7 protein-coding genes are annotated in these 13,414 nt (G+C 71.9%); 4 read left to right on the forward strand and 3 right to left on the reverse strand.

What is annotated here, in order from left to right; translation table 11 throughout:
* Window positions 1-12 precede the first annotated feature (12 nt).
* Window positions 13-1,191, forward strand: a complete 1,179-nt coding sequence (gene moeZ / locus ACH5AF_RS22480) for an adenylyltransferase/sulfurtransferase MoeZ (RefSeq protein ID WP_398903549.1) — start codon at window positions 13-15, stop codon at window positions 1,189-1,191.
* A 109-nt stretch (window positions 1,192-1,300) separates the two neighbouring features.
* On the opposite strand, the gene ACH5AF_RS22485 is transcribed toward moeZ, so the two are convergent.
* The 3 genes from ACH5AF_RS22485 to ACH5AF_RS22495 form a co-directional block, all read right to left on the reverse strand.
* Window positions 1,301-2,887, reverse strand: a complete 1,587-nt coding sequence (locus tag ACH5AF_RS22485; RefSeq protein ID WP_398903551.1) for an alpha/beta hydrolase — start codon at window positions 2,885-2,887, stop codon at window positions 1,301-1,303.
* A gap of 60 nt (window positions 2,888-2,947) precedes the next feature.
* Window positions 2,948-4,501: an alpha/beta hydrolase gene (locus tag ACH5AF_RS22490; RefSeq protein WP_398903552.1), complete on the reverse strand. Its 1,554-nt coding sequence runs from the start codon at window positions 4,499-4,501 to the stop codon at window positions 2,948-2,950.
* A gap of 136 nt (window positions 4,502-4,637) precedes the next feature.
* Window positions 4,638-7,574 carry a lysylphosphatidylglycerol synthase domain-containing protein gene (locus tag ACH5AF_RS22495; RefSeq protein ID WP_398903553.1) on the reverse strand — a complete coding sequence of 979 codons (2,937 nt, stop codon included), beginning with the start codon at window positions 7,572-7,574 and terminating at the stop codon, window positions 4,638-4,640.
* Between the two features lie 152 nt (window positions 7,575-7,726).
* Between ACH5AF_RS22495 and ACH5AF_RS22500 the strand changes: the two genes are divergently transcribed.
* The 3 genes from ACH5AF_RS22500 (at window position 7,727) to ACH5AF_RS22510 (ending at window position 13,357) form a co-directional block, all read left to right on the forward strand.
* On the forward strand, window positions 7,727-8,206 hold the full coding sequence (locus tag ACH5AF_RS22500; protein WP_398903555.1) for an MGMT family protein: 480 nt from the start codon (window positions 7,727-7,729) through the stop codon (window positions 8,204-8,206).
* Between the two features lie 101 nt (window positions 8,207-8,307).
* Window positions 8,308-12,114 (forward strand): UvrD-helicase domain-containing protein, encoded by a 3,807-nt coding sequence (locus ACH5AF_RS22505; protein WP_398903558.1) that lies wholly within the window; start codon window positions 8,308-8,310, stop codon window positions 12,112-12,114.
* 97 nt (window positions 12,115-12,211) lie between these two features.
* Window positions 12,212-13,357, forward strand: coding sequence for a hypothetical protein (locus ACH5AF_RS22510; protein WP_398903560.1), 1,146 nt, complete (start codon window positions 12,212-12,214; stop codon window positions 13,355-13,357).
* Window positions 13,358-13,414 lie beyond the last annotated feature (57 nt).

Below are 13,414 nucleotides of genomic sequence, written 5' to 3' on the forward strand. Positions count from 1 at the left end.
AACGGAGCCCCCGTGTCGCTGCCACCCCTGGTCGAGCCGGCTGCCGAGCTCACCGTAGACGAGGTCCGCAGGTACTCCCGCCACCTGATCATCCCGGATGTCGGGATGGACGGGCAGAAGCGGCTGAAGAACGCCAAGGTGCTCGCCGTGGGCGCGGGCGGCCTCGGTTCGCCGGCCCTGATGTACCTTGCCGCGGCCGGTGTCGGCACGCTCGGCATCGTGGAGTTCGACGAGGTCGACGAGTCGAACCTGCAGCGTCAGATCATCCACAGCCAGGCGGACATCGGCCGTTCCAAGGCCGAGTCGGCCCGCGACAGCGTCAAGGGCATCAACCCGTACGTGAACGTCGTCCTCCACGAAGAGCGGCTCGAGGCCGAGAACGTGATGGACATCTTCAGCCAGTACGACCTGATCGTCGACGGCACGGACAACTTCGCGACCCGGTACCTGGTCAACGACGCGTGCGTGCTGCTGAACAAGCCCTACGTCTGGGGCTCGATCTACCGCTTCGACGGCCAGGCGTCGGTCTTCTGGTCCGAGCACGGCCCCTGCTACCGCTGCCTCTACCCGGAGCCCCCGCCGCCGGGCATGGTCCCCTCCTGCGCCGAGGGCGGGGTGCTGGGCGTGCTGTGTGCCTCCATCGGCTCCATCCAGGTCAACGAGGCGATCAAGCTGCTCGCCGGCATCGGCGAGCCGCTGGTCGGCCGGCTGATGATCTACGACGCCCTGGAGATGCAGTACCGCCAGGTCAAGGTCCGCAAGGACCCGAACTGCGCGGTCTGCGGTGAGAACCCGACCGTCACCGAGCTCATCGACTACGAGGCCTTCTGCGGCGTCGTCTCCGAGGAGGCCCAGCAGGCGGCGGCCGGCGCGACGATCACTCCGAAGCAGCTCAAGGAGTGGATCGACGACGGCGAGAACATCGACATCATCGATGTCCGCGAGGTCAACGAGTACGAGATCGTCTCGATCCCGGGTGCGCGTCTGGTCCCCAAGAACGAGTTCCTGATGGGCAGCGCCCTCCAGGACCTGCCGCAGGACAAGAAGATCGTCCTGCATTGCAAGACGGGCGTCCGCAGTGCGGAAGTCCTCGCGGTGCTCAAGTCCGCGGGCTTCGCCGACGCGGTGCACGTCGGCGGCGGCGTGATCGGCTGGGTCAACCAGATCGAGCCGGAGAAGCCGGTCTACTGATCACCGGCAAGCTCGGTGCAGGGGCCCCGGACCGCGTGAGCGGTCCGGGGCCCCTGCCGTTACGAGGTGGCGGGCGGCTGCAGGACACCGCCTCGCGAGAGGTGCGGCCTCATGAGGTGCAGGTCGTGCCGTCCGCCGGCACCTTGCCGTCGAGCAGGTAGCCGTCCACGATGCGCGTGACACAGGACCCGCTGCCGTACGCCCCGTGCCCCTCGCCCTTGTTGGTGACGAGCACGCCGACGCCCGCCCCGAGCTCGTCCGCCATCCGGCGCGCGCCCTCGTACGGCGTTGCCGGGTCGCCCGTCGTGCCGACGACCAGGATCGGCGCGGCGCCCTTCGCCGACACCTCGGGGGTGTCGGACGCACCGGGAACCGGCCAGTCGGCGCACCAGCCCGCCAGGTCCCACGCCAGGTAGGGGCCGAAGACGGGGGAGACCTCGGTGAAGTCGGCAAGATGGCGGGAGCGGACCTCGTCCGGCGTCACGCGGCCCTTCGCGTCGGCGCACGATATGGCGCGCTGCGACTGGTCCTGCGTGCCGTAGCTCCCCTTATCGTCAAGGTTGTTGTACGAGTCGGCCATCAGCAGCAGCTGGGTGCCGTCACCGTTCTCGGCCGCCGCCAGCGCGGACGTCAGATACTTCCAGTTGTCCTCCGAGTACAGCGGCATGATCATGCCGGTCACCGCGAGGCTCTGGGTGAGCTTGCGGCCGCCGTCCGCGGGCAGCGGCTCGCGGTCCAGGTCGCGAAGGAGCTTCGTCACGCGCGCGGTGCCGTCCGCGGCGGCGATGCCCCGGCTCTTGAAGTAGTTGTCCAGCGCGCGCTGGAACCCCCGGGCCTGGTTGCGCGAGTGGGCCACGTAGTCGGCCGAGGGGTCGACCACCGAGTCCAGGACGAGCCGCCCGGTGTTCCGGGGAAAGAAGTGGGCATACACGCCGCCGAGTTCGGTGCCGTACGAGAATCCGAGGTAGTGCAGCTTGTCGTCGCCGAGGACCTGGCGGATCAGGTCCATGTCGCGTGCGGCGCTGATTGTGCCGACGTGCGGCAGGACCCGGCCGGACTTCGCGGCGCAGCCCGCACCGAACGCCGCCGAGTCCTCGAAGTACGCCTTCTCCTCCTGCGGGGTGTCCGGGGTGAAGTCCAGTGCCAGCGACTTCGCGGTCTCCTTGTCGCCCCGGCACACCACCGCCGAGCTCTCGGCGACGCCGCGAGGGTCGAAACCGACCAGGTCGTAGCGCTTGTGCAGGGTCCCGTAGCCCTTGGCGGCACCAGGCAGCGCGGCGACCCCGGAGCCACCCGGACCGCCGAAGTTGAACAGCAGCGAGCCGATGCGCCGGTCCGGCTCCTTCGCCACGGAGCGGATGAGGGCAATGCCGATGGTCTCCCCGGTGGGATCGCCGTAGTCGAGCGGCGCCTTGAGCGTGGCGCACCGCCACTGCCGTCCGGGCCGCTCGGCGTAGCTTCCGTACGCCTTGACCGGCGCCTCGCACGTGCCCCAGTCCAGTCGCTGCCCGGTGAGCTCGGCGGGCAGCGCCACCGTCTGCGGGCCGGCGTCCGCCGAAGAGGCGGGGGCGGACGGTGTGGCGCTGTTCTTCCCGTCCTGCGCCGTGTCGCCGCCCGCGCTGTCGCATCCCGCGGCCGCACCGGCCACCAGCGCCATCGCGGCGGCCAGGGTTCCCGCCCTGACTCGTTTCCTCATTCCGGCCCCCCAAGGCGTTCGAAGACAGTTTCGACATCATAGGGAGGCGTCGTTGCTGCTCTACCGGCAGACCGTGCCGTCCTTCGGAACCCTGCCTTTCAGCAGATAGTCGTCCACGGCGCGGTCCACGCACGGGCTGTTGCCGTATGCGCCGTGCCCCTGGCCGCGGTAGGTGACCTGAATGCCCACGCCCTTGCCGAGCGCCTCGGTCATCGCCTTCGCCCCTTCGTAGGGTGTTGCCGGGTCGCCCGTGTTGCCGATGACCACGATCGGCGCGGCGCCCGGAGCGGAGACGTCCGGATGCGACCAGGTGCCCTCCACCGGCCACTCGGTGCAGCCCATCAGGCCCCAGCCCAGGAACTCGCCGAACACCGGCGACGCCTTGCGGAACGCGGGCAGCTTCGCCTTGGTCTGCTCCAGCGTGTACCGCGCCTTGGAGTCCACACATCGGATCGCCGTGCCGGCCGCCTGTATGTTGCTGTAGCGGCCGTTCTCGGAGCGGCCCGTCAGGGCGTCGGAGAACGCCATCAGCAGCGCGCCGTTGCCACCCTCCGCCTCGTCGAGCCCCTGTTCCAGCAGCTCCCAGTACTCGCGGGAGTACAGCGTCTGCGCGATGCCGTTCAATGCCTGACTCTGCGTCAGCTTGCGTTCTCCGATGCCCGGTATCGGCTTGCTGTCCAGGCCGTCGAGGAAGCTGATGATCCAGTTCTGCATCTCCTGGACGGTGGAGCCAGGGAGCCGGCAGGCGTCACCGCGGTCGACGCAGTCCTTCAGGAAGTTCGTCAGCGCCAGCTGGAAGCCTTCGGCCTGGCCGAGCGAGCCCTGCTCGGGGTTCTCGTTCGGATCGACCACCGCGTCGAACACCGCACGCCCCACCCGCTTCGGGAAGAGGTGGGCGTACACGCCGCCGAGTTCGGTGCCGTACGAGATCCCGAAGTAGTGCAGCTTGTCGTCGCCGAGGACCTGGCGGATCAGGTCCATGTCGCGCGCGGCATCGATGGTGCCGACATGGGGCAGCTCGCTGCCGGAGTTCTCCTCGCAGGAATCCGAGAACCTCCTGACGTTCCCGACGAACTCCTCCTCCTCGGCGGCGTCGTCGGGCGTCGCATCCTCGGCCACGTATTCGTCCAACTGCCGGTCGTCCAGGCACTCCACGGGCACGCTGCGGCCGACGCCGCGCGGGTCGAAGCTGACCAGGTCGTAGCGGGCCTGCAGGGCTCCGTAGTCGACGGCGGCGGCGGGCAGGGTGGCCACCCCCGAGCCGCCGGGGCCGCCGAAATTGAAGACGAGAGAACCGATCCGGTTCGCCGTGTCCCGGGCGCGGGCGCGGATCAGCGCCAGCTCGATCGTCTCGCCGTCGGGCTCGTCCCAGTCGAGCGGCGCGTCCAGGAACGAGCATTCCCAGGTGGTGCCGCCGGGCAGTGGCGACGGTTTCGGGCCGCCGCCCTCCGCCTCCGAGGGCGCGGGACAGGGCTGCCACTCCAGCTCCTGGGCCGCGAGATCCTTGGGGCGGTCCGCGTCGTCCCCGCCGCCTCCACAGCCGGCGGCTGCCAGCAGGACGGCGGCGGCGGTGGCGACGGCGGCCGCACGGGCCGTGGCGCATGTGGTCGGCATACGGCCATCGTGCGCCGCCCCGGCATGCTCGGCACGGGCGAACCGTCCATGCGGGTGGCTCACCGATCAAGGCACCCTACGGGTGGCTTCACTGCTCCGTACGGGTGATTCTCGGGCCGCCCGGTGGGAGAAGCGCTCAGAGGGCGCCCTTGCGCGTGAGGTGGTTGAACGCGAACCACCCGGGAAGCACCGGCAGCCAGAGCGTCATCGTCCGGTACAGCAGCACAGCGGGGGCCGCGACCTCCTTGGGCACGCCCACCAGCAGCAGCCCGCCCAACAGCGCGCCTTCGACGGCGCCCACACCGCCCGGCGTCGGCGCGGCCGATCCGAGCGCGTTGCCCGCGAGGAACACCACGGCGATGCTCGCGTAGCTGATCGGTTGGTTGCCGCCGCCGAACGCGCGGATGGATGCATCCAGACACATCACGAACACGCCGGTCAGCAGCAGCATCCCGCCGATGCCGGTGAGCAGCTTCACCGGCCGCTGCAGCACATCGAGCATGCGCGGCACCACACCGGCGAACAGAGACCGCAGCCGGGTGGCGACGAACTTGCGCAGGAACGGGATCGCCGTGACCACCAGCACCAGCACAGCAACCGTGAGCAGGCCCGCGATCACCGTCCTGGACGGGGTGAACGACGTCGTCCGCTCCGTCCCCGTCAGATAGCCGAAGGACAGCAGCAGCAGAATGTGGGCACCGAGCCCGAAGAGCTGCGAGGCGCCCACACTGGCCACCGCCAGACCGGGCCGCACTCCCGAACGCTGCAGGAAGCGGGTGTTCAGCGCCACGCCGCCGACCGCGGGCGGGGCCACGATCTTGACGAACGAGCCGGCGACCTGTGCGAGCACGGTGCGCCCGAATCCGACCCGCTCCGGCACGAAGCCCAGCAGACTCATCGCCGCCGCGACATAGCTCACCGCGGAGAACGCCACGGCCGCGGCGACCCAGCCCCAGTGCGCGTTGTCGAAGACGGTGCCGAAGTTGATGCCGGCGATCTGCGACAGCAGGAAGTACGCGGCGACAGCGCCGGCGATGAAACTGACGAGCGTACGGGGCCTGATCCGTTCCAGCCGGACCGGCTCCACGGGCGCCTGCGGCCGGATGAGCAGCACCTGGCGGCGGATCTGGGAGAGCAGGTCCTCCTCGCGGGCCTCGTCCATCGCCTCGTCCAGGGCCCGCTTGTCGGCCTGTTTCTCCGCACGCTCGACCTTGCGGGCCGCCTTGCGGTCGTCGGCCGCGACCTCCTGCGTACGGGTCTTCCTGGCCGTCTCCGACGCTGCGAGCACCGCCTCGCGCTCGCGCTGCGCCCGCTCGCGGGCCTGCTGGCGCAGCGTCGCGCGGGTCGACCGGCTCAGTGCGATCGGCTGGAGCAGCGGCAGACAGTCGGCGACCTTGTCCGGGCCGAGCACCTCGACGGCGGCGGCCACCGCCCGCTCCGCGCCGACCCGCAGACCGAGCGTGGTCAGCAGCTGGGCGATGTCCATCCGCAGGACCAGGTCACTTGCCGCGATCTCGCCGCCGCGCAGATCCGTCAGGACCACCCGGCCCGACCGGTCCACGAGGATCGCGTCACCGGCGAGCCTGCGGTGCGCGATACGCCGCGACTGGAGCGACTTCACCTGCCGCCAGGCGCCGAGTACCACATCGTCGGTGATCTCCTTGTCCGCCAGCGAGTCGAGCACCTGCCCGCCCTGGTGCTCGTAGACGAGCATCACGGCGTCCGGTCCGAGCTCGGAGGTGGCGATGAGCTTGGGCGCGTTGGCCCCGGCGGCGATCGCCGCGTACGCCAGCAGCGCCTCCTGCTCCAGGGCCTGGCGCAGCGACTGGATGGAGCGCCGGGTGGTGATCGAGCGCAGGGTCAGGCGCCGCCACACCCGGTAGAAGAAGCCGTGCGCCTGCTGTTCGCGGTCGACGACCGTGACGTCGAGCGGGGGGCCGTCCTCCAGCGACACCAGGTAGCGGCGGCCGCGGTCCTGGTCGGCGTTCTCCGGGGTGTCCTCGGCCCGCATCGCGGACACCGGGCGGAAGCCGACGTGGCGCAGTCCGGCGAGCAGGGTCTGGCCGGTGGGGCGGACGTTGGGGGATCCGACCGCGTAGAGGGTGCCGTACGCGACGGTCCAGCCGAGAAGGACGGTGAGGATGATCGAGAACGGTGTGGTGTAGCCGGCGACCAGCATCGCGAACGCGTCCAGCAGCAGCACGACCCACAGCACCACGCGCCAGCGGGGTCTGCGGGCCATGCCCACGGCCGTCATGTACGCGATGACAGGCGCGAGATAGCCGTGCACGGGGTCGGTCAGGCCGTTCGTCTGCGGCTGGGTCAGTGCGTCCTGGAGACTGCCGGGGGCGCTGCGGGAGACCCACAGGTCGGTCGCGAGTGTCACCCCGTGGGCCAGGACGGCGGCGAGCACGCCGTCCGCGATGCGCAGCCCGTCCCGTTTGACCAGACGTTCGATGGCGAAGGCGACCGGGACGAGCAGCACGGCGATGCTCGACACCAGGCCCCCGAGCTTGACCACGAGGTCAGGGGCCTGGCCGGTGCCCTTGTTGATGTCCGACTCGAGGCCGGTGGTGGTGCCCTGGGCGAACGCGGCGATCGCCAGAACGACGGAGATGGCCAGGATGCCGATCAGCAGCCGCATCAGGTCGGAGGGGCGGTGGACCCGGGCGGCGAGCAGCGGTTCGTCGCCGGAGACCCGGTCCGCCCGGACGTCGTCGTCGCGGGTCGAGCCGCTGGCCGGCGGGACGGGCCGGTCGCCGGCGCTCGGCTCAGTGCCGTGCGGGGTGTCGGGGCCGTCCGTGGCGGGGCTGGGGTCCTTGCCGTGCGGGGTGTCCGGTTCGCCGGTGCCGTGCGGGGTGTCGGAGCCGTCGGTTTCGGCGGTGCCGTGCGGGGCGTCCTTGTCGGCGGTTCCGTCCGTTCCAGGGGTGCCGGCTGCCTCCTTCCCGGCGTCCGGACCGTTCGACGGAATCGGTGATTCCGAGTTCGCCTCGCGCTCAGGGCCGTCTGCCGCCTTCGAAGGCTGCACGCCCTGCTCCTTCGCCGTCTCGGTCTCTTCTTGATCTCGTATCACCAGTCACCGCCCGCATGATGGTGGCACGACCGGAAGACAGGGGGAGGCATCAGGGTGTATCGCGGGGGCGTCGGGCGTGCGAGGTGTGCCTCTTTGTCGCATGTCAGTTGGTTTGCCCTCTCTCCGGGGCGTTGTCGGTGGCATGCGGCAGGATGGGGCGGATGGACGACCGGATGGGCGAGCTGCCCGACTACGCCGAGCGGGTTCTGGAGGTCGCCGAGCTGATCCCGCCGGGCCGGGTGATGACGTACGGGGACGTCGCGGAATGGCTCGGCGAAGGCGGACCCCGCCAGGTCGGCCGTGTGATGGCGCTGTACGGCGGCCCCGTGCCGTGGTGGCGCGTCGTGCGCGCCGACGGCGTCCTGCTGCCCGGCCACGAGCTGCGCGCCCTGGACCACTACCGCGCGGAGAGTACGCCGCTGAGGGACGCCTCGCGCGCCACCGAGGGGCATCTGCCGCGTCTCGACATGAGGCGGGCACGGTGGGACGGCATGGCGGGCGACGGTCCCACGGATGGGGCCGTTCCGCGAGATGTGCCTCACAACGAAGAGGCTCACAACGGGGCTCACATAGGACAGCTTCCGCCAAACGGCGGCGCAACGGGCGGTCCGGCGACCGTACGGGGTACGTGACAGGGCCGCTGCCCGCGCTACGCGGCCTGGCGTAGCGTCCCCTGAGCGCGGCACGCACCGCGTCCCCATCATCAGCACACCCACCAGGACCGGCGATCCACGTGAGCTCCTCCTCCACAACCGGGCGTAGGGCGTACCCGCACCAGGTACGCCAGGGGGTCCCTCCACGCCCGCAGGGGCGCAGAGGGGTCCCGGGCGCGTACCGACTGGTGCGCACTCCGCCGGTCCCCGTGGAACCCCCTCACCTGGACGCGGCGCAGCGCGCCGTGGTTGACCACACCCACGGCCCGTTGCTGGTGCTGGCCGGTCCGGGAACGGGAAAGACGACCACGCTTGTGGAGGCGGTCGCGGCTCGGATCGCCCGTGGCGCGGACCCGGCGCGCATCCTGGTGCTGACCTTCAGCCGCAAGGCGGCGGTCGAGCTGCGCGACCGCATGGCGCTGCGGCTGGGCGGGGCGCACGGACCTCAGGCCACCACGTTCCACTCCTTCTGCTACGCCCTCGTGCGCGCCCACCAGGACGCCGACCTGTTCTCCGAGCCGCTGCGGCTGCTGTCCGGACCCGAACAGGACGTCGCCGTACGCGAACTGCTGGCCGGCCAGATCGACCTGGAACGCCATGGGGTGGCCGGCGTGCGCTGGCCCGACGAGCTGCGGGCCTGTCTCACCACGCGGGGCTTCGCCGACGAGGTCCGGGCGGTGCTGGCGCGCAGCCGGGAACTCGGACTCGGCCCGGACGCCCTGGCGCGCTTCGCGGTCCGCACGGGGCGTCCCGACTGGAGTGCGGCGGCCTCCTTCCTGGCCGAGTACCTGGACGTCCTGGACATGCAGGGCGTGCTCGACTACGCGGAGCTGGTGCACCGCGCGGTGCTGCTGGCGGAGAGCATGCCGGTGCCGGGCGACCTGGCCCACGGCGCGCTGGCCTACGACGCGGTGTTCGTGGACGAGTACCAGGACACGGACCCCGCACAGGTGCGGCTGCTGCGGGCGCTGGCGGGCGGCGGCCGAACCCTGGTGGCCTTCGGCGACCCGGACCAGTCCATCTATGCCTTCCGCGGTGCCGACGTGAACGGCATCCTCGACTTCCCCGACGCCTTCCGGCACGCGGACGGCAGGCCGTCGGACGTCGCCGTGCTCACGACGTCACGGCGCAGCGGGGCCGTGCTGCTGGAGGCGACGCGCCTGCTGACCCGCCGGATGCCGCTGCCCCGGCTCCCCGCGGACAGGGTCCGCGCGCACCGGGAACCGGCGGCGGTCCGGGAGGGCGGCGGGGTGGAGGTGTACACCTACCCGACGGCCTCCACGGAACTGGACAACATCGCGGACATCCTGCGCCGCGCCCACCTCGAGGACGGCGTGCCCTGGCACGAGATGGCGGTCCTGGTCCGCGCGGGCGGCCGCACGATCCCTTCCCTGCGCCGGGCCCTGACATCGGCGGGCGTCCCCCTGGAGGTCGACGGCGACGACATCCCCCTGCGCCACGAACCTGCGGTCGCCCCCCTCCTGACGGCCCTTCGAGCGGCAGCGACGGCGGCGACGGGCCGCGGCTCGGCCGCGGACGTCCCGGACGGCGCGCCGGGCTGGGGCGCGCCGGGGGCGGGAGAGGCGGGCTCGGCCGTGGGCACGGGGGCCGGTGTCCCCGATGCCCCTGCGGCCACTGAGGCCGTGACCCCCGACGCGCTCGCGGCGACCGCCGACGGCGGCCCGGAAGCGCTGGCAGCGACTGGCGGCGGCCGCGAAGCCGACGCGACCGCCGATGCGCTCGCACCGACTGGTGCCCTTGGCCTCAATGCCGGCGTGACCGCCGATGCCGACGCGCTCGACGCGACCGGCGATTCCGGTCCCGATGCCGGCGTGACCGCCGATGCCGACGCGCTCGACGCGCTCGACGCGCTCGACGCGACCGGCGACCCCGTTCCCGAAGCCCACGCGACCGGCGCCACGGCCGACGCGCTCGCGGCGATCGGTGCCCTCGGTCCCGAAGCCGACGCGACCGGCGCCACCGCCGAACCGCCCTCCGCCCCCCACCCGCAGTCCTGGCTCGACACCGAGACCGCCCTCACCCTCCTCACGTCGCCTCTCGGCGGCATGGACTCCGCCGACCTCCGGCGCCTCGGCCGGGCCCTGCGGGACGAGGAGCGCGCCGGGGGAAACCGGCTGCCCGCCCCCTCCGACCAGCTCATCGCCCGCGCGCTCGCGGAGCCCGAGCGCCTCGTCGCCCACGATCCCGCCTACGCCCGCGGCGCCCAGCGGCTCGGTGGCCTGCTGCGCAAGGCCCGTGAGCTGCTCGAAGGCGGCGGCACCGCCGAGGAGGCGCTGTGGCTGCTGTGGGATGGCACCTCCTGGCCGCAGCGCCTGGAACGCGCGGCCTTCCGCGGCGGCGCGGCCGGGCGGAACGCCGACCGTGACCTCGACGCCGTCTGCGCCCTCTTCGAGACCGCCGCCCGCGCGGAGGAACGCACCGGCGGCCGCGGCGCGCTCAACTTCATCGAGGAGCTCGACGCCCAGGACATCGCCGCCGACACCCTGTCCCGCAGGCAGGTCCGCCCCGACGCCGTGAGCCTGATGACCGCACACCGCTCCAAGGGCCTGGAGTGGCGTCTCGTCGTCGTGGCCGGCGTGCAGGAGGGCCTGTGGCCGGACCTGCGCCGGCGCGGGTCGCTCCTGGAGGCCGACCGCATCGGACGCGACGGCCTCGCCGAACCCCTCACCCCCGGCGCGCTCCTGGCCGAGGAACGCCGTCTCTTCTACGTGGCCGCCACCCGTGCCCGTGACCGTCTCGTCGTCACCGCCGTCAAGGCGCCCGCGGACGACGGCGACCAGCCCTCCCGCTTCCTGACGGAGCTGGGCGTCGAGCCCCGGGACGTCACGGGCCGGCCCCGCCGCCCCCTTGCCGTCGCCCCGCTCGTCGCCGAGCTGCGGGCCACCACCGTGGACCCGGAAGCGTCCCCGGAGCTGCGCGCCGCTGCCACCCGCCGACTCGCCCGGCTCGCCGCGCTCACCGACGAGGAGGGCCAGCCCCTCGTGCCGTCGGCCCACCCGTACCGCTGGTGGGGCATGTTCGACCCCACGCACAGCGCGGTACCGCTGCGGGACCGGAATCAGCCCGTCACCCTCTCGGGCAGCGCGCTGGACCAGCTCGCCAACACCTGCGCGCTCCAGTGGTTCCTGGGGCGCGAGGTGAAGGCGGACGCCCCGGCCACCGCCGCACAGGGCTTCGGCAACGTCGTGCACGTCCTCGCCGACGAGGTCGCCTCCGGCCGCAGCCCCGCCGACCTTGCCGTCCTCATGGAACGGCTCGACTCCGTCTGGGACGCCCTCGCCTTCGACGCCCCGTGGAAGTCCCAGCAGGAGAAGGAGCACGCGCGCGTTGCGCTCGAACGCTTCCTGCGCTGGCACGTCATGGACCGCGGCGGCCGAGCCCCCGCGGCGACCGAGCACGACTTCGACGTGACGCTCGAGGCAGGGGAGTACGAGGTGCGCATCCGCGGGTCCATGGACCGCGTCGAACAGGACGCCCAGGGCCGCGCCTACGTCGTCGACTTCAAGACCGGCAAGCAGTCGCCGACCCGGGACGAGGTCGCCCGCCACCCCCAGCTCGCCGTCTACCAGCTCGCCATCCGCGAAGGGGCCGTCGACGAGGTCTTCGAGGGCCGCCGTCCGGAGCCCGGCGGCGCCGAACTCGTACAGCTGCGTCAGCCAGCCGCCAAGAAGGAGGGCGGCGACGCCTTGCCCAAGGTGCAGGCGCAGGAAGCGCTCAGCGGGGAGTGGGTGGGCGACCTGCTGGCCGGCGCGGCCGGGCGGGTGCTCGACGAACGGTTCACGCCGTCGACCGGCCAGCACTGCACCCACTGTGCGTTCCGCGCGTCGTGCAGCGCTCAGCCGGAGGGCCGCCAAATAGTGGAATGATCGGTGTTTTGCCCGGATTTGGACTCCAGGCCTGCATCCAATGAAGGTCCACGGCAGCCGGTCCGGCTGTGGCGGACGGATCTTCGAGGAGTGACATATGGCGGCCACGAGGAAGTCCCTGGCCACGGCGATCGCGTGCGTGAGCGCGATCGCCGCGCTGGCGGGCTGTTCCCAGGACGGCGACATCAAGGCCAAGGCCAAGGCAAAGGGCCTGGCGGGCGAGGGGCAGGCACCCGCCGCGACGACGAGCGGTGCGGCGGGTGATCCGTTCAAGGGGCTGAGTGCCGATCAGATCGCCGAGAAGGCGGTCGCGGCGACGAAGGCTGCTTCGTCGCTGCGGATGGAGGGGGAGATCGAGAGCGACGGCGAACCGGTCTCTGTCGACCTCGCGATGGACGACAAGGAGAACTGCACCGGCCGCCTGGGTGTCGAAGGGGGCCGCGCCGATCTCCGCAGGCGCGGCGACGTCCTGTACATGAAGGGCGACGAGACGTTCTGGCGGGCCTCGATGAACCGCCGGGGCATGGCCTCACCGGACAGCGGCAACAACGACACGGTGATCGAGCTGATGAAGGACCGCTGGATCAAGATGCCGGCTCGTGCAGTGGAGGACATGCGGGGTGTGTGCGACCTGGACGAGATGCTTGCCGAGCTGGACGAGAACAAGGCGAACCGCACGGGCATGACACGTCGCAAGGACACCGAGATCGACGGCGTACGCGCGGCGACCCTGGTGAAGAAGAAGGGCCGGGAGACGACGACCGTCTACGTGGCGAAGGAGCGCAAGCCGTACCTGCTGAAGGTCGTCAAGGCGGGCGGCGACAAACCGGGCACGCTCGAGCTCTCGGACTACGACAGGCCGGTGGTGGTCAAGGCACCGCCCGCGGACGAGGTCCTCGACCTGGAGAAGCTCGGCGCGGACGCGCAGTTCGGCGCGGGGGTGGACACCGAGCCGGCGGGACCGGGCGCGGACCGGGGTTCCGGTTCCGGTTCCGGTACGGCGGAGTCCGGGCCCGGTACGGACCGCGACGGGTCGCCCGGCGCGGACGGAGACGCCGCGACGGGTGCGGACGGCACCTCGGCCGACGGCGACGACGCCGGGTCCGGCGACGACATCGGCTCCGGCGGTGAGGCGGGCTCCGCTAGTGACGCGGGCTCCGGCGGTGACTGCGGCTCTGACAGTGCCACCGGGTCAGGTGCCGGTGCGGGTGTCGGCGAGGAAGACGCTGCCGGCACGTCCTGACCCGCCCGCCGGCATTGCTCACCGGCGCATGGGGCCTCCGCTGTCGGTGGTGCCCAT

The sequence above is a fragment of the Streptomyces sp. NPDC018833 genome, assembly GCF_044390825.1.
Lineage (GTDB): Bacteria > Actinomycetota > Actinomycetes > Streptomycetales > Streptomycetaceae > Streptomyces.